This window comes from Aestuarium zhoushanense, assembly GCF_056431045.1.
Genome location: NZ_JBWKMA010000002.1, coordinates 38,045 through 58,368, shown reverse-complemented (window position 1 = coordinate 58,368; position 20,324 = coordinate 38,045). Strand labels below are relative to the sequence as shown.

23 protein-coding genes are annotated in these 20,324 nt (G+C 58.5%); 11 read left to right on the top strand and 12 right to left on the bottom strand.

Features of this window, described 5'->3' with window-relative positions; all coding sequences use genetic code 11:
* Positions 1 to 40: 40 nt before the first annotated feature.
* From AC07ED_RS01520 to AC07ED_RS01510, 3 genes are all read right to left on the bottom strand, one after another.
* Positions 41 to 520 (bottom strand): cytochrome b, encoded by a 480-nt coding sequence (locus tag AC07ED_RS01520; protein WP_105234662.1) that lies wholly within the window; start codon positions 518 to 520, stop codon positions 41 to 43.
* Positions 521 to 621: 101 nt separating this feature from the next.
* The gene (locus AC07ED_RS01515; protein WP_105234661.1) at positions 622 to 846 is read right to left on the bottom strand and encodes a DUF1150 family protein; all 225 of its coding nucleotides are present in this window, start codon (positions 844 to 846) and stop codon (positions 622 to 624) included.
* The gene (locus AC07ED_RS01510; protein ID WP_105234660.1) at positions 846 to 1,265 is read right to left on the bottom strand and encodes an Hsp20 family protein; all 420 of its coding nucleotides are present in this window, start codon (positions 1,263 to 1,265) and stop codon (positions 846 to 848) included. Before AC07ED_RS01510 ends, AC07ED_RS01515 begins: the two co-directional genes overlap by 1 nt.
* Positions 1,266 to 1,423: 158 nt before the next feature.
* On the opposite strand from AC07ED_RS01510, the gene AC07ED_RS01505 reads away from it, so the two are divergent.
* The 3 genes from AC07ED_RS01505 (at position 1,424) to AC07ED_RS01495 (ending at position 3,273) form a co-directional block, all read left to right on the top strand.
* Positions 1,424 to 1,642: a YdcH family protein gene (locus AC07ED_RS01505; protein WP_067546311.1), complete on the top strand. Its 219-nt coding sequence runs from the start codon at positions 1,424 to 1,426 to the stop codon at positions 1,640 to 1,642.
* Positions 1,643 to 1,715: 73 nt separating this feature from the next.
* Positions 1,716 to 2,204, top strand: coding sequence for a 5-(carboxyamino)imidazole ribonucleotide mutase (gene purE / locus AC07ED_RS01500; protein WP_105234659.1), 489 nt, complete (start codon positions 1,716 to 1,718; stop codon positions 2,202 to 2,204).
* Positions 2,197 to 3,273 (top strand): 5-(carboxyamino)imidazole ribonucleotide synthase, encoded by a 1,077-nt coding sequence (locus AC07ED_RS01495; protein WP_105234658.1) that lies wholly within the window; start codon positions 2,197 to 2,199, stop codon positions 3,271 to 3,273. The genes purE and AC07ED_RS01495 overlap by 8 nt, the downstream gene beginning before the upstream one ends.
* On the opposite strand, the gene AC07ED_RS01490 is transcribed toward AC07ED_RS01495, so the two are convergent.
* Complete coding sequence (locus tag AC07ED_RS01490) at positions 3,251 to 3,985, bottom strand: alpha/beta fold hydrolase (RefSeq protein ID WP_105236314.1); 735 nt, start codon at positions 3,983 to 3,985, stop codon at positions 3,251 to 3,253. The genes AC07ED_RS01495 and AC07ED_RS01490 overlap by 23 nt on opposite strands.
* A gap of 77 nt (positions 3,986 to 4,062) precedes the next feature.
* Here AC07ED_RS01490 and AC07ED_RS01485 point away from each other — a divergent pair, with 77 nt between their 5' ends.
* Entirely contained in the window at positions 4,063 to 4,509 is a 447-nt protein-coding gene (locus AC07ED_RS01485) for an NUDIX domain-containing protein (RefSeq protein WP_105234657.1), read from the top strand.
* Here the strand turns inward: AC07ED_RS01485 and AC07ED_RS01480 are convergent.
* Both AC07ED_RS01480 and AC07ED_RS01475 read right to left on the bottom strand, forming a co-directional pair.
* The gene (locus tag AC07ED_RS01480; protein WP_105234656.1) at positions 4,506 to 5,564 is read right to left on the bottom strand and encodes a CaiB/BaiF CoA transferase family protein; all 1,059 of its coding nucleotides are present in this window, start codon (positions 5,562 to 5,564) and stop codon (positions 4,506 to 4,508) included. The two genes, AC07ED_RS01485 and AC07ED_RS01480, sit on opposite strands and share 4 nt — an antisense overlap.
* Complete coding sequence (locus AC07ED_RS01475) at positions 5,564 to 6,775, bottom strand: acyl-CoA dehydrogenase (RefSeq protein ID WP_105234655.1); 1,212 nt, start codon at positions 6,773 to 6,775, stop codon at positions 5,564 to 5,566. The genes AC07ED_RS01480 and AC07ED_RS01475 overlap by 1 nt, the downstream gene beginning before the upstream one ends.
* Positions 6,776 to 6,874: 99 nt before the next feature.
* On the opposite strand from AC07ED_RS01475, the gene AC07ED_RS01470 reads away from it, so the two are divergent.
* The 4 genes from AC07ED_RS01470 (at position 6,875) to AC07ED_RS01455 (ending at position 10,838) form a co-directional block, all read left to right on the top strand.
* The gene (locus AC07ED_RS01470) at positions 6,875 to 7,765 is read left to right on the top strand and encodes a LysR substrate-binding domain-containing protein (RefSeq protein WP_105236313.1); all 891 of its coding nucleotides are present in this window, start codon (positions 6,875 to 6,877) and stop codon (positions 7,763 to 7,765) included.
* 61 nt (positions 7,766 to 7,826) lie between these two features.
* A complete protein-coding gene (gene modB / locus AC07ED_RS01465; RefSeq protein ID WP_478241716.1) occupies positions 7,827 to 8,522 on the top strand; it encodes a molybdate ABC transporter permease subunit in 696 nt (231 codons plus the stop codon).
* The gene (gene modC / locus AC07ED_RS01460) at positions 8,519 to 9,577 is read left to right on the top strand and encodes a molybdenum ABC transporter ATP-binding protein (protein WP_105234653.1); all 1,059 of its coding nucleotides are present in this window, start codon (positions 8,519 to 8,521) and stop codon (positions 9,575 to 9,577) included. Before modB ends, modC begins: the two co-directional genes overlap by 4 nt.
* A 49-nt stretch (positions 9,578 to 9,626) precedes the next feature.
* Positions 9,627 to 10,838, top strand: a complete 1,212-nt coding sequence (locus AC07ED_RS01455) for an AGE family epimerase/isomerase (protein ID WP_105234652.1) — start codon at positions 9,627 to 9,629, stop codon at positions 10,836 to 10,838.
* A gap of 4 nt (positions 10,839 to 10,842) precedes the next feature.
* Here the strand turns inward: AC07ED_RS01455 and AC07ED_RS01450 are convergent, their stop codons facing one another.
* The 3 genes from AC07ED_RS01450 to AC07ED_RS01440 are packed head-to-tail and all read right to left on the bottom strand — an operon-like array spanning position 10,843 to position 13,793.
* Positions 10,843 to 11,589 carry a maleate cis-trans isomerase family protein gene (locus AC07ED_RS01450; protein ID WP_105234651.1) on the bottom strand — a complete coding sequence of 249 codons (747 nt, stop codon included), beginning with the start codon at positions 11,587 to 11,589 and terminating at the stop codon, positions 10,843 to 10,845.
* A gap of 1 nt (position 11,590) precedes the next feature.
* Positions 11,591 to 12,751 carry a M24 family metallopeptidase gene (locus tag AC07ED_RS01445; RefSeq protein ID WP_105234650.1) on the bottom strand — a complete coding sequence of 387 codons (1,161 nt, stop codon included), beginning with the start codon at positions 12,749 to 12,751 and terminating at the stop codon, positions 11,591 to 11,593.
* The gene (locus tag AC07ED_RS01440; RefSeq protein ID WP_105234649.1) at positions 12,744 to 13,793 is read right to left on the bottom strand and encodes a pyridoxal-phosphate dependent enzyme; all 1,050 of its coding nucleotides are present in this window, start codon (positions 13,791 to 13,793) and stop codon (positions 12,744 to 12,746) included. Before AC07ED_RS01440 ends, AC07ED_RS01445 begins: the two co-directional genes overlap by 8 nt.
* A gap of 170 nt (positions 13,794 to 13,963) precedes the next feature.
* Between AC07ED_RS01440 and AC07ED_RS01435 the strand changes: the two genes are divergently transcribed.
* Positions 13,964 to 14,419, top strand: coding sequence for an Lrp/AsnC family transcriptional regulator (locus tag AC07ED_RS01435; RefSeq protein ID WP_105234648.1), 456 nt, complete (start codon positions 13,964 to 13,966; stop codon positions 14,417 to 14,419).
* Here AC07ED_RS01435 and hpbA read toward each other — a convergent pair.
* Complete coding sequence (gene hpbA, locus AC07ED_RS01430) at positions 14,416 to 16,452, bottom strand: N-methyl-L-proline N-demethylase HpbA (protein ID WP_105234647.1); 2,037 nt, start codon at positions 16,450 to 16,452, stop codon at positions 14,416 to 14,418. The genes AC07ED_RS01435 and hpbA overlap by 4 nt on opposite strands.
* 118 nt (positions 16,453 to 16,570) lie before the next feature.
* Here hpbA and AC07ED_RS01425 point away from each other — a divergent pair, with 118 nt between their 5' ends.
* Both AC07ED_RS01425 and AC07ED_RS01420 read left to right on the top strand, forming a co-directional pair.
* Positions 16,571 to 17,200, top strand: a complete 630-nt coding sequence (locus tag AC07ED_RS01425) for a TetR/AcrR family transcriptional regulator (protein WP_105234646.1) — start codon at positions 16,571 to 16,573, stop codon at positions 17,198 to 17,200.
* On the top strand, positions 17,197 to 17,964 hold the full coding sequence (locus tag AC07ED_RS01420; protein WP_105234645.1) for a pyrroline-5-carboxylate reductase family protein: 768 nt from the start codon (positions 17,197 to 17,199) through the stop codon (positions 17,962 to 17,964). Before AC07ED_RS01425 ends, AC07ED_RS01420 begins: the two co-directional genes overlap by 4 nt.
* Here AC07ED_RS01420 and AC07ED_RS01415 read toward each other — a convergent pair.
* The gene (locus AC07ED_RS01415) at positions 17,961 to 19,034 is read right to left on the bottom strand and encodes an FAD-binding oxidoreductase (RefSeq protein ID WP_105234644.1); all 1,074 of its coding nucleotides are present in this window, start codon (positions 19,032 to 19,034) and stop codon (positions 17,961 to 17,963) included. The genes AC07ED_RS01420 and AC07ED_RS01415 overlap by 4 nt on opposite strands.
* On the bottom strand, positions 19,031 to 20,248 hold the full coding sequence (locus AC07ED_RS01410) for an aromatic ring-hydroxylating oxygenase subunit alpha (protein ID WP_105234643.1): 1,218 nt from the start codon (positions 20,246 to 20,248) through the stop codon (positions 19,031 to 19,033). Before AC07ED_RS01410 ends, AC07ED_RS01415 begins: the two co-directional genes overlap by 4 nt.
* Positions 20,249 to 20,324 lie beyond the last annotated feature (76 nt).

Here is a 20,324-nt window from a genome sequence, read left to right as displayed (position 1 = left end):
ACAAAAAAGCCCCGCAATCGCGGGGCTTTGTCTTTGGCGTTTAGCGCAGCTTCATCCGCGCCATCAGGTTATCCTTGAACACGAACTGGTGGACCAACGCGCCGAGGATATGCAGCCCCAGAAGGCCGAGGCCCAAGGTGAACATAACCTCATGCACCTCGCCCGCGTCACGGATGCCACCAAACCATACAGCGATGCCCGACAGCGGGATCGTGATCATCACGACATAGAGGCCGAGCTTGACCGCCTTAGCGAGCAATGCCTGCGCTCCGCTGCCCATTTCCACGGGTGCGGGACGGGTGAAGCGCATCACAATACGCACCAGGGCGAGCGCCAAAATCGCGATACCGACAATCACGTGCACACGGGTGCCGATGCCAATATCGGTCACGCCTTCGCGGACAAAGGCACGGTAGCTATCCTTGATCGCATCATGGCTAAAGAAGCTCACGAAAAAGAGCAGAAACATCAACCAATGCAGAACAATTTGTGGTTTTGAGAACTTTTCGGGATATGCCACGACAGGCCTCCTTATCCATACATAACAAAATTATAATTTAATATTCACGAGACTTGCAATCGACAAACAAAAAAGGCGCCCTCTTGGGCGCCTTTGTCACATCAATGCACCGCCATCGGTGTCATGTCGTTTTGTCGTGCTAACACAAAGGCCATCTGACGATCCGCAACGAGCGCGATCTGTTCGCCCGCTTCAGTGTGAACCGAAAACAGCTGTTTGCGGCCTCCTGCCTGTTCCTGCAGATCCTCGGGAAGATCAGCGACATCGACCGATTTGACATAAACAATCCGGTCTTGGGCGTTTCTGAAATCGTATTTCGCGTTCATCATTCGGACCCTTTCCTAATCTTGATTGTCTGCACTACCGTTTCGGGCAGTTTGCGCGTCAAATCGACGTGCAGCAAACCGTTTTCCATCACCGCTTCGCCAACGTCGACGCCATCGGCCAACACAAACGACCGCTGGAATTGGCGGGCCGCGATACCGCGGTGCAAGAAGATACGACCATCACTGTCGTCCGATTGGCGACCACGGATGACAAGGCTGCTGTCCTCAACGGTGATCTGCAAATCGTCCTCAGAAAAACCAGCCACAGCCAGCGTGATCCGATAGGACCGTTCTGATGTTTGTTCGATATTATACGGGGGATATCCGTCATTACCGGATTTCGCTGTGCGTTCGACCAGCCGTTCCAGCTGTTCAAAGCCCAGAAGGTAGGGATGCGCCCCTAATGTTAGTTTCGTCATACGACACGTCCTCGTCCAAGCGACCGTCAAATTGGCCCCGATCACGGCAGCCATAAATTGAATATGGTCTTTCAATCCGACCGCTGCAAGGGCTAGGCGGAATCGATCAAACCGCTTATGTTAAGAACTCGCGGCGCGAGAAAGTATCGGGTGAGTCCATGAATAAATCCGCACGGATGGAACAGATTGAGGTCCTTCGTTTCGAACTTGAGGTTCTCAAGCGCGAACACCGTGACTTGGATGAGGCTATTCATGCCCTCGAAGATCGCGGAACAGGCGATATGCTGACCCTGCGTCGCTTGAAAAAGCAGAAACTGAACCTCAAGGACAAAATCGTCGTCCTAGAGGACCGTATTTTCCCCGATATCATCGCCTGAGTGCATCGCGGGCAATTGCACCCTGCCCCATGCTCGCTATAGTGCCGCTTCTTATTCCAAGCGGGGACACATCATGACCACACCGCAAGTCGGTATCATCATGGGCAGCCAGTCCGACTGGCCGACAATGAAACTAGCCGCCGATATTCTCGAAGAACTGGGTATCACCTACGAGAAAAAGATCGTCAGCGCGCACCGCACGCCAGACCGTCTTTGGGCCTATGGCAAGGCGGCAGCGGATCGCGGCCTTCAGGTGATTATCGCTGGTGCAGGCGGTGCGGCGCACCTTCCGGGCATGATGGCATCGAAAACCCGCGTTCCAGTGGTTGGCGTTCCTGTGCAGACTAAGGCGCTGTCGGGCGTTGATAGCCTCTACTCCATCGTTCAGATGCCCAAAGGCTACCCCGTTGCGACCATGGCAATCGGTGCGGCGGGAGCGTCGAATGCTGGCCTGATGGCCGCTGGTATCCTCGCCCTGCAAGACGCCGATCTTGCTGCCCGCCTTGATGCATGGCGCGAGGCGCTTTCTACTTCTATTCCTGATGAGCCCGTCGATGAGTGATATGCTGAAACCTGGTTCGACGATTGGCATCCTTGGCGGTGGCCAGTTGGGGCGCATGCTCTCTGTCGCTGCATCGCGGTTGGGCTTTAAAACCCACATCTATGAACCCAGCGCGAACCCGCCCGCGGGCCATGTTGCGGACCGTGTGACCACTGCGCCCTATGACGACGCCGAAGCGCTCGCTGATTTCGCGGCTTCTGTCGATGTGATCACCTACGAGTTTGAAAACATCCCGACCGAAGCGCTGGACCTTCTCGAATCCGTGCGCCCAATTCGCCCGAACCGCAAGGCATTGGCGGTGTCGCAGGACCGCCTTGTCGAAAAAGCGTTCTTGAACGATCTGGGTCTGAAAACCGCACCCTTTGCGGCGGTCGATGATGAGGTTGATCTGGTCGAAGCCATCGCCGAGATTGGCACCCCTGCCATTCTGAAAACCCGTCGGTTCGGCTATGACGGCAAAGGTCAGGCGCGTCTGAAATCCGCTGATGATGCGGCCCAAGCACTGGCTGACATGAGCGGCGCACCGTCAATCCTCGAGGGTTTTGTGAACTTCACCCACGAGGTTTCCGTGATCGCCGCGCGCGGCACCAACGGCGAAGTCGCCTGTTACGATCCGGGTGAAAACGTCCACAAGGACGGCATACTCGACACTACCACCGTTCCTGCGAACCTTACAGGCATGCAGAGCGTTGATGCGGTTCTCCTCGCTGGGAAAATCCTCAATGCGCTGGATTATGTCGGCGTCATGGGCGTTGAGCTGTTCGTCACCCCCCATGGGCTGATCGTCAACGAAATCGCGCCGCGTGTTCACAACTCGGGCCACTGGACCCAAAACGGCTGTGCGGTCGATCAGTTCGAACAGCACATCCGCGCTGTTGCGGGCTGGCCATTGGGTGACGGCAAACGCCATTCGAACGTTGTGATGGAAAACCTGATCGGCGACGACGTGGACCGCATTCCAGATATCGCCAAATCAGGCGATGCCATCCACCTCTACGGTAAGGCTGACGCAAAACCCGGTCGCAAGATGGGTCACGTGAACCGCGTCACTGGTCCTGCGGGTCAATAAGCCCTTCGATCACGTCATAGACGACCTCTCCGCTCCGATCGAAGTGGCCGTCTTTCAAAAACGTGACAACCTCCGCGATGACTTGGGGGTTGTTCATCATAAAGGTGTGGGTCACGGGCAAAATCATGTGATCCGCGCCCTTCAATCGGGTCGACGCGACCGACACTTTGCCATCGTCGGGACCGTCGATTAGCGATGAATAGATCGGGTTCAGGCTCTGATCACCCGCGATTATCCCAACTTCGACATTCAGATCGCCCAGCGATAGCGGCACGCTCCCCGCCCCAGTGCCGAGCTGCTCTCCTGCAGGACCGTTGATCCACTCGAACGGCTCCCAATCGCCGAATACATCTACCAGTTCAGACCCTTGGTTCGGCGGGGCCAGCATCACAACGCGCCCCATATCAGCAGGCGTATGCCCCTGAAGCCACGCACGGATCAGAATGCCACCCATCGAATGGGTCACGAAATGAACCTTGCGTGCGCCGCAAGCCGCCACATCATCGGTGATCTGCCCGACGAGTCCTTCAATCGGCTGCTTGGTCGACGGGTAGCCGCGATTGACGACCTTATAGCCCTCAGCCTCTAACACCTCTCCCATCACAAAAAGCGAGGCAGGCCCACGCGCCAACCCATGCAGCAGAACAACACAGTCATTAGCCTTGGCAGGGGCAGCGGCGAGAAGCAAAAGTGAGGCGAGTAAAGTTTTCATATACACCACATAAGCGCAAAAACGCATAATCCAATCAACCAGCTTGCGCGACGCTGCGGCACAGGCCACTGTAGCGCATGTCCAGATCAATCCGTCTTGCCACACGCGCCATTATTTTACACGAAAACAAATTGTTACTCGTGAACGCTTGGAAAAATCGCGATCACCTGTGGTGTGCACCTGGAGGCGGCGCCGAAGCGCATCAGAGCCTGCCTGCCAACCTATCGCGTGAAGTGCACGAAGAAACGGGACTGATCGTTAAGGTGGGTGAACCCTGCCTGATCAACGAATTCCACGACCCGAAGGGCGATTTCCATCAGGTCGACCTCTATTTCCGTTGTCAGATTATGGCGGGCGATCCCTTTGGCGACTGGACCGATCCCGAAGGCATCGTGAGCCACCGTCGTTGGGTCACGCGAGAAGAAATGTCGAAACTCAGGGTCAAGCCCGATAGCCTCGCGGCTGTGGCATGGGGGGACGCGGACGCCCCACCCTATGACCCACTAGAGCCAATCCAGCGTTAGCGGCGGAGCGGTGTCTCTGATAGACGAATAGGCGTTCGGATTGCGGGAATGCCGTTTTCCATAACCTGCATCCCCCGCGCGACGACTTGCGGATCGGCAAAGACCTGATCGACCGAATTGATCGGGCCAGCTGGCACAGTCGCCTTTTCCAACGCCAACAACAGCTCGGACCGATCCCAGCGCGACAAGGCCACCACGACCTTGTCCCGCAAGGGCACCCTATTCGCCACGCGCAGCGCATTGGTTGCAAAGCGCGGATCCTCCTCCAGACCCAGCACGTCGCAGAACCGACGGAATTGGCCATCGTTGCCGACGGCCACGATAATATCGCCATTCGACGTCGGAAGAACTTCGTACGGGGCGATGTTTGGATGCGCATTGCCCATACGGCGCGGCGCATTCCCCGACACGAGGTAGTTCATCCCCTGATTGGCCAGCACCCCAACCGCGCAATCGAGCAGCGCCATATCGACGTGCTGCCCGCGCCCCGTGGTTTCGCGAGCTTTCAGCGCGGCTTGAATACCGATCACCGAATAGAGCCCCGTGAAAATGTCGGCAAAAGCCACACCGACCTTTTGCGGCTCACCGTCTGGCGCCCCTGTGAGGTCCATCCAGCCCGCCATGCCTTGGATCAGGAAATCATAGCCCGCACGGTCGGCATAAGGCCCATCCTGCCCGAACCCTGTGATCGAACAATAGACCAGCCGCGGATTGATCGCCGACAGCCCCGCATAGTCGAGCCCGTATTTCGCCAGCCCACCGACCTTGAAATTCTCGATCACCACATCGGCGTCACGGATCAGGTCGATCACGATCTGCCGCCCTTCTTCGGTGCGGAAATCAGCAGTCACCACCGATTTTCCAGCGTTCGTCGCATGGTAATAGGCAGCGGTGCCGTCATCCATGAACGGTGGCCCCCAAGTGCGGGTATCGTCGCCGTTAGGGCTTTCGACCTTGATAACCTCAGCCCCGAGGTCGGCCAGAACCTGACCAGCCCAAGGACCAGCCAGAATCCGCGCCAACTCGACGACTTTCACACCGTTCAAGGGTTGCATCAGAAGAACGCCTGCAGACCAGTTTGCGCACGGCCAAGGATCAGCGCGTGAATGTCATGCGTGCCCTCATAGGTGTTCACCGTCTCAAGGTTGACCATATGGCGGATCACACCGAATTCAGCCGAAATCCCGTTGCCGCCATGCATGTCGCGTGCGTGACGCGCCACATCGAGCGCCTTACCGCAGTTGTTGCGTTTGATCAGGCTGATCATCTCTGGCGCGGCCTCAGCGGCATCCATCAAACGACCGACCTGCAACGCAGCCTGAAGGCCCAACGTAATCTCGGTCTGCATATCCGCGAGCTTTTTCTGGAACAGTTGGGTCTGCGCGATCGGTTTGTTGAACTGCTCGCGGTCCAGACCGTATTGGCGTGCCGCGTGCCAGCAGAACTCTGCCGCGCCCATAACGCCCCACGCGATGCCATAGCGTGCGCGGTTCAGACAGCCGAACGGCCCCTTGAGGCCCGACACATTGGGCAACAGCGCATCTTCGCCCACCTCAACGCCGTCCATGACAATCTCGCCCGTGATCGACGCCCGCAGGGATACTTTGTTTTCGATCTTCGGCGCCGACAGACCCTTCATTCCTTTTTCAAGGACGAAGCCTTTGATCTTACCGTCATGTGCTTCGGACTTTGCCCAAACAACAAACACATCCGCGATGGGCGAGTTACTGATCCACATTTTGGAGCCAGTGATTTTGTAGCCATTCGCGGTCTTTTCCGCGCGGGTTTTCATGCCCGCAGGGTCAGAACCCGCATCGGGTTCAGTCAGGCCAAAACAGCCGATCCATTCGCCCGACGCCAGTTTCGGCAGGTATTTCATCCGCTGCTCTTCGGTGCCGTAAGCGTAGATCGGATACATAACGAGCGAGGACTGCACCGACATCATAGACCGATAGCCGCTGTCTACACGTTCGATTTCACGCGCAACGAGGCCGTAAGATACATACGACCCGCCAAGCCCGCCGTATTCCTCTGGCACGGTGACGCCCAAAAGGCCCATCTCGCCCATCTCGCGGAAAATCGCGGGATCGGTGTGTTCGGTCAGGAAGGCGTCCTTCACCCGTGGCAGCAATTTTTCGGTCGCATAGGCCCGCGCACTCTCTGCGATCATGCGTTCATCTTCGGTCAGCTGACCAGACATGCGCAGCGGATCGGTCCAGTCAAAGGAACCAAGATCAGGGGCGTCTTTGGGCTTGAGTGCGGGCATGGGGGAAACCTTTCGTCTGAAGTTGTGCAGAGAGTGCCCGTAAGAGCGCCAAAAAACAAACGATTTAAAAATTGAATTTGATGAGTTATAGTCATGAACATGCGCCAGAGTTACACCCCATCCATTCCTGAACTGCAGTCTTTCACCGCCTGTGCACGACTGGGCACCACAACGCTCGCCGCGGGCCATTTGAACCTCACGCAGAGCGCGGTATCGCGGTCACTTGCCACGCTTGAGGATCGTTTGGGCGTTGCCCTCTTTAACCGCGTCCGTAAACGGTTGGTGCTATCCCCTGCCGGCCATGCCTTTCTAGACAAGGCCGAAGCCATATTAGCGCAACTCGATGATGCCTCGGTTGGCGTAATGGCCTTTGGTGGCCGCACATCGATCCTGCGGATCGCCGCCCTGCCCAGCTTTGTCCGCAGCTGGCTGATCCCGCGCCTACCAGGATTTACGGCGATTGCACCTGACATCAGCCTCGACATTTCTGCCCGCCTCGACCCCGTGGATTTCATCCGCGATCCCGTCGATCTGGCGATCATGCGCAATACGCATCAACCGACAGGATCTACGGCAGAGATCATCCTGCCCGAAAATCTGGTTGTCGTGGCCTCCCCTGCACTGCTCAAAGGGGCATCAAATCTGTCGGACACCGACCTGTTGAACCTGCCCCTGTTGCAGCAATCCACTCGACCCACCCTCTGGCTCGACTGGTTTCGCGATGGAGAGGCGGACCCGCGTCGGGCGCTACGGGGGGCGCGGCTCGACCATTTCGACATGGTGATTGATGCCGCGATTGCGGGGCTTGGCGTTGGCATCGTGCCGCATGTGATTGCACGGCAATCGCTCGACCGTGGCACTCTGGTTCTGGCCAGCGGGCGAAAGTTCGAAACGGGCGATGCCTACGCCCTGATCCTTCCCGATGGTCAAGAGCCCAGCGCCGAGGTCAGGCTCTTTCGCGATTGGCTGCGGGCTGCGGTAAGACGTTGATCTGGCTTGCTCCTCTGCCGTCACTCCGCAATAGTCAGCCCGAGGAATGGAGGCGGACAGCGTGACGGATTGGCTCTCACCAGCGGAATGGCAGGCGGTATCCCTGTCGCTGCGCGTTGCCTTTTGGGCAACCGTGCTGAGCCTCCCCGTCGGGATATTCACCGCCTACGCATTGGCCCGCTGGTCCTTTGTCGGGAAGCAAATCCTGAATGGGATCGTCCACCTGCCGCTCGTCCTGCCGCCCGTGGTGACGGGCTATCTGCTCTTGCTAACCTTTGGGCGGCGTGGCCCTGTCGGTGAGTTCCTCGAACAAACGTTCGGGATCATCGTCGCCTTTCGATGGACGGGAGCTGTCCTCGCTGCGGCGATGATGGCGTTTCCGCTGATGGTCCGTGCGATCCGCCTGTCGATCGAGGCCGTGGACCCAAAGCTGGAAGAAGCCGCATCAACCCTCGGCGCATCGCGGGCGTGGGTGTTCGTGACCGTGACCCTGCCTCTGATCCTCCCCGGTATTTTGGCGGGTTCCATCCTCGCTTTCGCCAAGGCGATGGGCGAATTTGGCGCCACGATCACCTTTGTGTCGAACATACCTGGCCAGACGCAAACCCTGCCCTCTGCGATCTATGCCTTCCTGCAAGTCCCCGGTGGTGAAGCCTCTGCCCTGAGGCTCGTTATCATTGCTGTGGTCATTGCAATGGGCGCCCTCCTCTTGTCCGAGGTCGTATCGAAACGCATCGCCGCTAGGGTGTCGGCATGACGGTTTCGGTTCAGATCACACATAAACAGGGCGACTTTACCCTTGATGTGGCATTTGACGCGCCTGATGGGCTGACGGTTCTATTTGGTCGCTCCGGCTCTGGCAAAACGAGCGTGATTAACGCCATTGCGGGCCTGCTGCGCCCTGACGCGGGTCGTATCGCGATTGGGGGGCATGTGCTCCAAGACAGCGCGACGGGCTTCTGGCTGCCGCCCCATAAACGGCGGATCGGCTATGTGTTCCAAGACGCACGCCTATTCCCGCATATGTCGGTGCGCCAGAACCTCACCTACGGACAACGGTTCAGCGCGACGAAGGCTCCGATTGATCCCGTGGTCGAAATGCTCGGCCTTGGTGATCTGTTGAACCGCCGCCCTGTAGCCCTCTCTGGCGGGGAAAAGCAGCGGGTTGCGATTGGGCGAGCATTGTTGTCTGGGCCAGAACTGATCCTCGCCGATGAACCTTTGGCGGCGCTGGATGAGGCCCGCAAAGATGACATCCTGCCGTATTTCGAACGGCTCCGCGACGAGGTGGGTATCCCGATTGTCTATGTAAGCCACGCCGCGGGAGAGGTTGCACGGCTTGCCACCACGGTGGTCGTCATGGATCAGGGGCGCGTCAAACAAATGGGGCCAGCGGGCGAAGTCCTCTCTGACCCGTCGGTGATCCCTGTCGGCGTGCGCGAGGCTGGCGCGATGATTGAGGCGCGCGTTGGCGCCCATTCTGACGACGGTTTGAGCGACCTCTTGATCGGCGATCTGGTCGTCACCATCCCCAATTGCGGCCGTCAGATCGGCGATCTGGTTCGCCTGCGCATCGCAGCCCAAGATGTGATGATCGCCACCCAAGCCCCGCAAGGCATCTCGGCCCTCAACGTCCTGCCGGCCACAATCAAATCGATCCGCATGGGTGACGGCCCCGGTGCGATGGTCCAGATGGAGGTTGGCGGCGCGACGCTGTTGTCACGGATCACCCGCCGTTCGGTTCAAACCCTCGGCCTGACCGCTGGGCAAAAAGTATTTGCGGTGCTCAAGGCGGTAAGCGTTGCGCGGTAACGGGCGTTAGCGGTATCAATTCGTGACACTTGGCACGAATAGGCACAGCATGACCCAGATCGGCACAGACGGTTTCAACGGCCATTGGATCAACGATCCCGTCCATCGGGCGTTTCTGGAAAACGACGCCCACGCGCAATTGGCGTTTTATCGCAAGGCGTTGCGTGCGGATGGGGCCTATGACGTTCTGGCCATTGACGGCACCCCTATCGCGGGGTCGGCTCAGCAGCTCCACAACACCACGCGGATGGTGCATTCCTATGCGCTGGCCTCGCTCTGGGGGGCGAAGGGGCACGACGACATGATCGACGCAGGCATGGCGTTCCTGTGGAACCAGCACCGCGATAAAACACATGGCGGTTATGTCTACGGCCTAAAGGACGGCGCAATCGTCGATGACAAAAAGCTCGCCTATGGGCATGTCTTTGTACTCCTTGCGGGATCGAGCGCAAAGAATATCGGCCACCCAGATGCTGACCGTCTGATCGCGGACGCGGCAGAGGTGCTGGACACGCGGTTCTGGGATGACGGTGCAGGCCTGTTCTTTGACGAGTTCAACCGCGACTGGTCACCGTTTTCAACCTACCGCGGCTACAACGCCAATATGCACGGGGTTGAGGCGCTTTTGGCCGCATATGAGGCGACGGGCGAGACGCTGTTCCTCACCCGAGCGGGCCGCATCCTGTCGTTCTTTATGGAGACCATCGCGCCCTCGCATGACTGGCGGTTGCCAGAGCACTACACCCCAAATTGGACGCCCGATCTAACGTATCAAGGCGACCCAATGTTCCGTCCGCGCGGCACAACACCGGGGCATTCGTTCGAACTCGGCCGGCTTTACCTGCAGTATTGGGATTTGGCGGGCCGCAAGGATGATGGCTCTGTTGATCGTGCGCGTTCGCTGATCGAAACCGCGCTGAACGATGCGTGGGTTGAGGGCGGCGGGTTTGTCTACACCCTCGACTATTCTGGCGCGCCGCAAGTCACAGACCGCTACTGGTGGCCGCTGACCGAAGCCATCGGGGCCATAGTTTCGCTGATCAAACTCGACGGTCGCGACAGTGACGAGGCATGGTATCGCCGCCTTTGGCAAGCGGCCTCTGACCTCTTTATCGACCACGAAAACGGCGGTTGGTTCCATGAGGTCGATGCCCACGGGAACCCTGCGGAGAAGCAGTTCATCGGCAAGCCCGACCATTACCACGCTATTCAGGCGGATCTCTTCCCTCTCGACCAGAGGTTGACCCGCCTGTTTACTTAAGCGTTCAAAGGCGGAACAATTTCCCCGGTGCGTTTGGCCCTGCCTTGCAGCCTGCCAACTGCGCCATATGCCATGCCAGCGCCTGATTGCTGCTGACAACGGGTTTGCCCAATTCGTCCTCTAGCGCGTCGATGATATCCATCGTGCGCAGGTTGGTGCAGGATAGGAACACAGCGTCAACCTCGGGATCGCGACCGATTTCCAGCGCGGCGGCTTGGATCGATTTGGGGTCAATGCGGGCGACGCGGGCCTCTAGCTCTTCGCCAAAGGATAGCGTTTTTGGCACCTCAATTCCTCGTGCGACAAAGGCATCCCTGATCGCATCTGCAACCGTGGCGATATAGGGCGACACGACGCCCAAACGCGTAGCCCCAAGCGCCCGCAATGCCGCGACCGAGGCCGTCAGAGGGTTCGTAACGTTCCGCGTCTTGGCCCCCTCAGCGACGAGATCGGCCACGCGATCCTCGCCGATCAGCGTTGTGCCAGAGGTGCAAGCATATGAAATCGTGTCGAAATCCAGAGAGGTCGGGAACAGAGACGCCGCACCCGTGATGTGCCCCGCCATCGTCGCGATGGTATCTGGGTTCAGTTCTGCCCCCGCAGCCACACGACTAATATAGACCGCGACATCCCGTTGGGGGAACATGTGCCAAAAGTCCTGTTCGACCGTTTCGTCGGTGGATAGCGCGATCAGACCGAGGATCGCAGTGGACCCTATCGGGCCCGTCAAATCATAGGGATAGGTCGTCATATCAAACCTCTGGCAAGAATCCTGGTGCACGGGTGGAGAGGAGTTCTGGACCCTCCTCGCGCAGGACGATGTTTTCCTCGTGAACGAGGATGCGGTTCGGGGCGATCTCAACCCCCGGCTCTAGGGTGAGCACCATACCTGCCCGCAGTTCAGTCGTATCAAGCGGGGTAAAGGACGGCCATTCCGTCAGAGTAATGCCCAAACCATGCCCAAGCCGACCACCGCCAGCCACGGCACCCTTGTTCGCTATGGCATCGGTGAGGATACGGTGGACGTCCCGAGCCAGCATCCCCGGACGCAAAATATCTAACGCAACATCAATCGAATGGGTCAGCGCCGCTTGGGTGCGTTTGACGTCATCGGACGGCACGCCGACGGCATAATTGCGGTCGAAATCGCAGAAATACCCGTCCTTCACCGCACCCGTGTCGAGCATGAGGATATCACCTGTCCGTAACGGCTCTGGCCCAGCGGGAGAGATCACATCTCCGTACCCGCCCTGCCCTGCGCCGCCTGCGGTATAGCTCACCCAATCCGCGCCTTCATCCAAGAGAACCTTTTGGAAATCGCGGAAAACTTGGTCGAGCGGACGGCCAACGCCTGCGAACTCTGGCACGCGGGCAAAGGCGCGATCAGCGACGCCGCAAATGGTGCGGATTTTCGCAATCTCGGCCTCGGATTTCACCTCGCGAACGCGCTGGATGGTGTCGGTGCCGTCCACAAATCGACGCGGCGCGATGCGATCCGCGATCCGCATGAAGTCACCCAACGGCAAACGGGCCGAGGTCTCCAACCCCATCGGAGTCGCGATGACGCCGCCCGCAGGCACCAGATCGCAGAGCGTATCAGACAACAGCGAAACACCATCATCCACAGGGTCAGGCGCGGCCCACGTCCGAATGTCGTCAATCCACGTCCGCCCCATCAGATCGGCCCCAATCGCGGGGATCACGGCAATCGGATCACCCTGCGCAGGCACGACGATGAACCACGGACGCGCGGGACTTTCCCAGAAGCGCGTTAGGAACCCCGTGACGTAGAACACATCCGCGGGCGAGGTCAGCAACAGCGCATCTTGGCCAGCGACAGCCATCCGCGCTTGCAGTCGATCAACGCGACCACGGTATTCACTGCGCGGAAAAATGAGAGAGCGGTCAGACATCTTCGGGGCCTTCGCTGAGGATACACATCACATGCGCATCAGGCCCGATCCCGTCGATCCCTGCAATAAGCGCCGCCAACCCCGCACCGCCCGAAGGTGTCGTGGCCAAGCCATGCTGGGCCAAAACTGCGATCCCGTCTGCGGCCTCATTTTCGGTCAGGGTTAGGAACGTATCGGCATCCCGCGACAGCCCCGCCAGAGCGATCATCGACGGGGTTTTGCAATCCAAACGGCCCATCTCGGACACGCCGCCAGATGAGGTTACGAGCTCGCCTGCGCCGATGCTATCGAACAAGGCGGGTGCTTGGTCAGGCTCCACGACGATGATCTGCGGACCATCGCCCCAAACCGACCGCGCATAGACTGCCGCCGCGGCGGCAAGCCCACCTACGCCCGCTTGCAACAGGATGTGCGTGGGGGCCGTGTCGATCTGCTTTGCCGCCTCTGCCGCCAACTGAAGATAGCCCTCCATCACGTGGAACGGCGGATCGGTGTAGCCCGGCCAAGAGCTGTCAGAGAGCAGCGTGTAGCCCTTCTCCGCCGCCCAAACCAACGCGGCCTCCATGCTTTCCTCATAATTCGCGCCTGCCCGTTCGACCTGGGCCCCTTTGGCTTTGAGCCTTGTGGCAAAGGCTTCGGGCACGGTGTTCGACAGGAAAATCACCGCCTGCGCGCCAAAGAGGTGCGCCCCTGCAGCGACCGACAAACCGTGGTTGCCTGCGCTCGCCGTGACGAAAACGCGACCCGAAAGGGCACTGCCCCAATCGTCGCCCTGCACGGCCTCTGCCGCCTCACGTGCGATCACGAATGCCGCGCCGAGCGCCTTGAAACTGCCCAAGCCCATGCGCCCGCGTTCATCCTTGATCGTGATGCGGGCCACACCGACGGCCTTGGCCAGTTCGGGGGCTTCGACCAACGGCGTTTGAGCGTGCGCGGGGCACATCGATAACAGTTTACCCACGGCACTGGCGTCCGCGGTCGGGTAAAGCGTCATGTTCGGCAGGCCAGTGCCACGAAAAGGGTTGGGACGTGTGTTGGGCATTAGGAATCCTTTTACTTTGCAATGAGAGTAGCGCAGGCGGTCAATCCGATCTCGGCAAAGAGGGACATGTTGAGGCCGAAAAACCGCGTGTTGAGCCACAAATTGCGGATTTTCGGACCTATTCGATAATTTCCCGTGACATGGGGCATATATTCCGACCAAATCCCCACATGGACAGCTTTGACACACTCATCCTCGACGCCCTACAGCACAACAACCGCCTCACAGCCGAAGCGCTGTCGGAAAAAGTGGGGCTATCGCCTGACGCCTGCCGCAAACGGCTTGCCAAATTGCGGTCATCGGATGCGATTGAACAAGAGGTCGCGATCCTCAATCCGCAGACTATTGGCCGAGGTTTGATCATGATTGTGGAGGTGACGCTCCAAAATGAACGGCCTGCGGAATTGGACCGTTTTAAGGACAAGATGAAAGCCGCGCCAGAAGTGATGCAGTGCTACTATGTCACTGGAAACGCGGACTTTATCCTGATCCTCTCAGCCAAAGACATGGCCGATTACGAAGATTTCACGCGACGCCACTTCTTTGCAGAAGAAAACGTCGCGCGATTTAGAACGAGCGCGGTTATGGACCGCGTGAAGGTCGGCTTTACGATGCCAATCGGTTAGAGATCCTTACCGATCCGAAGGGCATCATAGATTGCCGCGTGGGTGTTGCGGGCCGAAACAGCGTCTCCGATGCGGAACAGACGGAACGTGCCTTTGGGATTGCGCATCACGGTCTGCGGTGCACCTGTCGACAGCGCGTCGTAGTCCACCTCACCGAGGTTCGACGACAGCGGTTTCAGATCGAAATAGATGTCATCGAGCGGGCGCGTGCCATGGTTCACCACAACCTGATCCACGATCTGTTCACGGATCACCCCGCCGTAATCGCTACCCAAGGTGGCGCGTAGTTGGTTACCCTCTTTCGCGACCGCCATCAGACGCCACGTGACCGTAAAGGTCGTGTCGCGTTTTTGCAGGTTACGCATGTAAGGAACAAGGTTCATCGCCATGACTTCAGGCGCGAAACTGCGGTCTGGCGTGACGATTTCGACCTTCGCGCCCGTCTCTGAAATCACATCCGCCGCCTGTAGACCCGCGTGATCGCCTGCATCGTCAAAAACCAGCACGTTCGTGCCCGGCTTCACATCGCCCGACAGAATATCCCACGCGGAACAAACCAGTTCATTGCCAGCTTCCAACACCTCGGTATGGGGCAGACCACCTGTCGCGATGATAACCTCGTCTGGGTTGGTTTCCAGAACGGTGTCCATGTCGGCAAAGGTGTTGAAATGGAACTGCACGCCACGCTTGGTGCATTGGTCAAAGCGCCACGCGATGATCGACGTCATCTCCCGACGGCGTTCCTGCAGCGCAGTCAGCCGGATTTGCCCACCGGGTTGGTCGGCGGCCTCAAACACGGTGACAGTGTGACCACGTTCGGCGGCGACGCGCGCGGCCTCCATCCCTGCGGGGCCTGCACCGACGATCGTGACCCGCTTTTTCGTGTCTGCAGGGGTGATCGTCTGCGGGACTTCCAGTTCGCGGCCCGTTGCGGGGTTATGCAGGCAGAGCGCCATGCCACCCTGATAAATACGGTCGAGGCAGTAGTTCGCACCAACGCAGGGACGAATGTCATCCTCGCGCCCCTCAATGATTTTGCGCACCAGATGCGGGTCGGCCATGTGGGCGCGGGTCATGCCGACCATATCCAGCTTCCCGCTCGCAATCGCATGACGGGCGGTGGCAACGTCAGGAATTTTGGCGGCGTGGAAGGTCGGGAAATTGGTTGCCGCGCGAATTTCGCCCGCAAAGTCGAGGTGCGGCGCGTTCCGCATCCCTTGGATCGGGATCAGATCAGTCAGACCAGGGTCAGTGTCGATATGGCCCTTCACGATATTGAGGAAGTCCACGTGGCCACTGTTTTTGAGCATGTGAGAAACCTGAAGCCCCTCATCCTTGCCCATGCCGCCCGCCATATCCTGATCGCCCGTGTAGCGCACACCGACGATGAACTTCTCGCCACAGCGGGCACGGATGGCTTGCAAAACCTCCATCGTGAACCGCAGACGGTTTTCGAGCGAACCACCATAGGGCGCGTCAAGGTCGTTGGTCAGCGGGGACCAGAATTGTTCAAGGAGGTGGCCGTAAGCTTCGAGCTCGATCCCGTCGACGCCCGCCGCTTGCATACGTTCAGCGGCATCCGCGTAGTCCTCGATGATACGAGTGATGTCCCAGTCTTCTATGCGTTTTGGGAATGCACGGTGCGATGCTTCGCGTTCGTGGCTGGGCGCTACAACGGGCAACCAATCCGCTTTGTCCCAGCGCGTGCGGCGGCCAAGGTGGGTCAATTGGATCATCACAGCGGCGCCATGGTCGTGACATTCATCGACCATCTGCTTCATATAGCCGACGACTTCGTCCTTCCAGGCAAGGATATTGTTGAACACGGGCGGACTGTCACGAGCGACTGAGGCCGACCCTGCGGTCATCGTCAGCGCCACGCCGGCCTTTGCCCGCTCTACATGATAGGCGCGGTAACGTTCCTTGGGCATGCCGTCTTCGGGATAGGCAGGTTCATGACTAGTAATCATGATCCGGTTTTTCAAAGTGAGGTGTTTCAGCTGATACGGCTGGAGAAGTGGATCGTTGGACATAGCGCGACTCCGCAATTGGATTTGCCGCAGGATTCCGAAAATGTTCATAACTGTCAAGTTTAGGTTCACCTATGAACATTTACTTGAGCACCCTGTCATTCACAGGTAGCCTACCCGCATGACTCAGGCTGAAGACATCGACACCGGATGGCGCGGATCGCCAGAATTATGGCTGCAAGCGGCCTATGATGCGTTGATCGAGAACGGCATCGATGCGGTGAAAATCCTACCGCTTGCGGCGCAGCTGAAACTGTCGCGCACCAGCTTTTATTGGTTCTTTGACAATCGCGGATCGCTACTCCAAGCGTTGAGGGCATTGTGGGAAGACCGCACGACAACCCCCCTGATCGCTGCCACAAAGGAATACGCAGAGACCCGAACTGAGGCGATGTTCAACGTCATCAGTTGCTTCCTACGCGAAGATGCCTTTGACGCGCGAATGGAACACGCGGTGCGCAGTTGGGCGATCCAAGACCCAAAGATGCTCACCGAACTGCAGGCTGCAGACAATCGGCGGCTCGATGCGCTGCGCGGGATGCTTGAGGTCTGGGGCTATGACGCCCAAGATGCCGATGTGCGGGCGCGGACGATCTACCTTGTTCAGATTGGCTATATCTCAATGCAAACAACCGAACCGCTGACCGAACGACTGGCCCGCGTTGCCAATTATGTTGAGGTCTACACGGGCCAAAAACCCAATGAACGCGAAGTCGCGCGGTTCTATTCGCGGTTCGGAGTAACACTATGAAAATCGGAATTCTCGGCGGCACGGGATGGCTCGGCTCGGCTTTGGGTAAGGCGCTGTTAGATCGTGGTCATGCGCCGAGCGATCTGGTGATCCTGAACCGTAGCGGTCCGCGCGAGGACTATTTCGGGCGGCAGGTCGCGTGGGCGGCGGATGTGGCCGATCTGGTTAACCGCTCGGACGTGATCATCCTATCTGTGCGGCCACAGGATTGGCCCGCACTGAATTTTGAAGCCAAGGGGAAACTGGCGATTTCGTTTATGGCAAGCGTGAACATCGCGACCTTGGGTGATCGTGTGATCCGCGCCATTCCGAACGCAGCCGCAGAGATCGGCACGTCCTATTCGCCGTGGTTCGCTGGACCTGCGGTCACTGCGGATGACAAAGCGACCGCGAATGACATCCTGTCGGCCTTTGGCACCTGTGATGAACTCGCGTCAGAGACGGATATCGATTTGATGACCGCGCTTTCGGGATCAGGTCCCGCCTACCCTGCCCTTATGGCTGCTGCGATGATGAAATTTCTAACGGACAATGGCGTCAGCCCCGACATTGCCGCGCGTGCGACCGAGGCGACCATCTGTGACGCGGCGCAGTTGTTGCGGGGTGAGGCGCAGAACGCGACCGAGTGGGTGAAAGTCTTTGTCGATTATGCAGGCACGACGGCGGCGGGTCTGACCACAGCAGAGACGGGTGGGTTTTCCACCGCGCTCTACTCTGGTCTGTCTGCCGCAACCCAAAAGGCCAAGGATATGGGGGCGGATTAAGCCTCCACCTCCACATTGCCCAAGGGGTGCGAACAACAGGCGAGGATGTAGCCAGCGTCAACTTCGGCATCGGTGATCCCGCCGTTGTGGACCATATGCACGTCGCCCGAGATTTTCTTGATCTTGCAGGTTCCGCACAGACCGAAGCTACAGCCAGACGGCAGCGGCACACCATTGGCCCGCGCCAAGGCAAGGACGGTGTCCGTTTCTTTGCCCATCGCGGTCTTGCCCGATTTCGCAAAGGTAACCTCTGCGGCTGCCGTGGCATCGGCCTCAACATCGTTGAATTCGGGCAGGTCTTCGGGGTCATCAACAGGCGCGGAAAACGCCTCTTGATGATAGCGATCCATATCATAGCCGAGCGAAATCAGGATTTCGCGCACGCTGTCCATAAAGCTCTCTGGACCACAGCAATAGACATCGCGCTCCAGATAGTCCTGACACATCAGGCCCAGCATCAACTGGTTAAATCGACCGCGATAGCCCGTCCAAACCTCGTAGGGATCGTTTTGACCGACGACAAAATGCAGGTCGATGCCAGCGGTCCGCGAGGTCATTAGTTCCAGCTTTTGGCGGAAAATCAGGTCACGCGGACGTTTGGCGCATTGTATGAAGCAGATGTCGGGATCGTTGCCCAATTCATACAATGTCGTGGCCATCGACATGAGCGGCGTCACGCCAGAGCCCGCCGAAATGTAGAGGTATTTGCCATCGGGCTGGTCAGGCAGGTGGAAGATACCCGCAGGCCCGTAGGCCTTGATCCACGTGCCAACCGTCAGATGATCATGCATCCAGCGGCTTCCGACAGAACCCTCTTGGACCTTGACGGTCACACTGATGTAGCCCGCCGACAGGGGCGAAGAGGACATGGTAAATGTCCGCTGCACATTCCCACCAGGCACAGGCAGATCAAGCGTGATGAACTGCCCCGCCTTGTAGACGAATGTCGCACCAGAGGGTGCGCGGAAACTAAAGGTTTTTACGTTCGGCGCCTCAGGCAGAACGGCGACACACTCTAGCAATTCCGCATCGGTCCAAACAGGCGAAGCGCGGTTCGGCATCGGAATCATGACGACACCATGTGGTTTTGCAGCGTCTTGCAGTACCAGTCCACGAACTGGTTCACGCCGCCTTCTTGGGCCTTGCTGTAGGGACCGGGTTTATAGCCAGGAGATTGGACGCCACGCTGGTTTTCCTCAACGATTTGGCGGTCCTCATCGTTGGTGTGAATCCAAACTTCAGTCAAACGGTTCAGATCGTAATCCACGCCTTCGACCGCATCCTTGTGAACGAGCCACGTCGTTGTGACTTCGGTCCGATCTGGGCCAAGCGGCATGACGCGGAAGGTCAGCACTTGATCCGACAGGAAGTGGTTCCACGAGTTAGGGTAATGGAAATAGAGACAGCTGCCTGCATCATCAAAGGGCACTGTGCCAATACGTTTTGACACCGCAGCCTTACCGTCCATCGTATAGCTGACGGTATCACGCAGGAACGGGATACGGACGAAACGCCATGTTTCGGTCGGGTCGATCACGTAACGGGCAGGGAAATTCGCGGCCTCGCATTTTTCGATATGTTCGCGGCCCATGTTGCTGGTCGTCGCATCATCCGCGCCAACAAGGTTAGGATCATCAGGGAACGTCACACAAAGCGACGGGTGGTTCGATGCGCAATGGTAGCATTCGCGGTTGTTTTCCATCACCAGCTTCCAGTTCGCCTCTTCGACGATGGTGGACTGGTAGGCGACCTTGAGGTTGGCCACGTCGTGCGGGCCGAGGTAACGGGCAGCTTGATCCGCGAGGTCACCGCTGTCGGGCGCAACGGCGGCGAGGCAGATGTAAATCAGACCCTGCACTTCGCGACAGTGAACGACGCCAAGGCCGTGTTCTTTGGGGTTAAAATCATCACCCATTTCACGCGCCCAAAGGAGCGATCCGTCGAGGTCATAGGTCCACTGGTGATAGGGGCAAACGAGTTTAGCAGAGGTGCCTTTGGTCGCCGAACAAATGCGGCTGCCACGGTGACGGCAGGAGTTGTGGAACGCACGCGCGACACCATCAGCGCCCCGCACCACGATGATCGACGCATCGCCCAAGGTGACGGTCACATAGTTGCCAGCGGCAGGCAGTTCCGCAGTGCTCGCCGCGAAAATCCATTCGCGGTGCCATAGGTCGCGCATGTCGGCGTCATAGGCCGCTTGGGACAAATAAAGCCCCTGCGGCAGCGAATGCCACGGTTTACGGGACAGGAGGAGAGAGAGGACATCACTGTTCGAATGCATCGGTCGGTCTTTCGTTGAATCAGCGATACAGAACCGCAAAACGCAGGTCTCTCGCAATCGCAAAAAACCTATCATT

Bases quoted from the DNA above. Each gene is read 5' to 3' on its own strand.
- AC07ED_RS01515 (WP_105234661.1), bottom strand. From the start codon at position 846: ATGAACGCGAAATACGATTTCAGAAACGCCCAAGACCGGATTGTTTAT.
- AC07ED_RS01510 (WP_105234660.1), bottom strand. From the start codon at position 1,265: ATGACGAAACTAACATTAGGGGCGCATCCCTACCTTCTGGGCTTTGAA.
- AC07ED_RS01505 (WP_067546311.1), top strand. From the start codon at position 1,424: ATGAATAAATCCGCACGGATGGAACAGATTGAGGTCCTTCGTTTCGAA.
- purE (WP_105234659.1), top strand. From the start codon at position 1,716: ATGACCACACCGCAAGTCGGTATCATCATGGGCAGCCAGTCCGACTGG.
- AC07ED_RS01495 (WP_105234658.1), top strand. From the start codon at position 2,197: ATGAGTGATATGCTGAAACCTGGTTCGACGATTGGCATCCTTGGCGGT.
- AC07ED_RS01490 (WP_105236314.1), bottom strand. From the start codon at position 3,985: ATGAAAACTTTACTCGCCTCACTTTTGCTTCTCGCCGCTGCCCCTGCC.
- AC07ED_RS01485 (WP_105234657.1), top strand. From the start codon at position 4,063: ATGTCCAGATCAATCCGTCTTGCCACACGCGCCATTATTTTACACGAA.
- AC07ED_RS01480 (WP_105234656.1), bottom strand. From the start codon at position 5,564: ATGCAACCCTTGAACGGTGTGAAAGTCGTCGAGTTGGCGCGGATTCTG.
- AC07ED_RS01475 (WP_105234655.1), bottom strand. From the start codon at position 6,775: ATGCCCGCACTCAAGCCCAAAGACGCCCCTGATCTTGGTTCCTTTGAC.
- AC07ED_RS01470 (WP_105236313.1), top strand. From the start codon at position 6,875: ATGCGCCAGAGTTACACCCCATCCATTCCTGAACTGCAGTCTTTCACC.
- modC (WP_105234653.1), top strand. From the start codon at position 8,519: ATGACGGTTTCGGTTCAGATCACACATAAACAGGGCGACTTTACCCTT.
- AC07ED_RS01455 (WP_105234652.1), top strand. From the start codon at position 9,627: ATGACCCAGATCGGCACAGACGGTTTCAACGGCCATTGGATCAACGAT.
- AC07ED_RS01450 (WP_105234651.1), bottom strand. From the start codon at position 11,589: ATGACGACCTATCCCTATGATTTGACGGGCCCGATAGGGTCCACTGCG.
- AC07ED_RS01445 (WP_105234650.1), bottom strand. From the start codon at position 12,751: ATGTCTGACCGCTCTCTCATTTTTCCGCGCAGTGAATACCGTGGTCGC.
- AC07ED_RS01440 (WP_105234649.1), bottom strand. From the start codon at position 13,793: ATGCCCAACACACGTCCCAACCCTTTTCGTGGCACTGGCCTGCCGAAC.
- AC07ED_RS01435 (WP_105234648.1), top strand. From the start codon at position 13,964: ATGGACAGCTTTGACACACTCATCCTCGACGCCCTACAGCACAACAAC.
- hpbA (WP_105234647.1), bottom strand. From the start codon at position 16,452: ATGTCCAACGATCCACTTCTCCAGCCGTATCAGCTGAAACACCTCACT.
- AC07ED_RS01425 (WP_105234646.1), top strand. From the start codon at position 16,571: ATGACTCAGGCTGAAGACATCGACACCGGATGGCGCGGATCGCCAGAA.
- AC07ED_RS01420 (WP_105234645.1), top strand. From the start codon at position 17,197: ATGAAAATCGGAATTCTCGGCGGCACGGGATGGCTCGGCTCGGCTTTG.
- AC07ED_RS01415 (WP_105234644.1), bottom strand. From the start codon at position 19,034: ATGATTCCGATGCCGAACCGCGCTTCGCCTGTTTGGACCGATGCGGAA.
- AC07ED_RS01410 (WP_105234643.1), bottom strand. From the start codon at position 20,248: ATGCATTCGAACAGTGATGTCCTCTCTCTCCTCCTGTCCCGTAAACCG.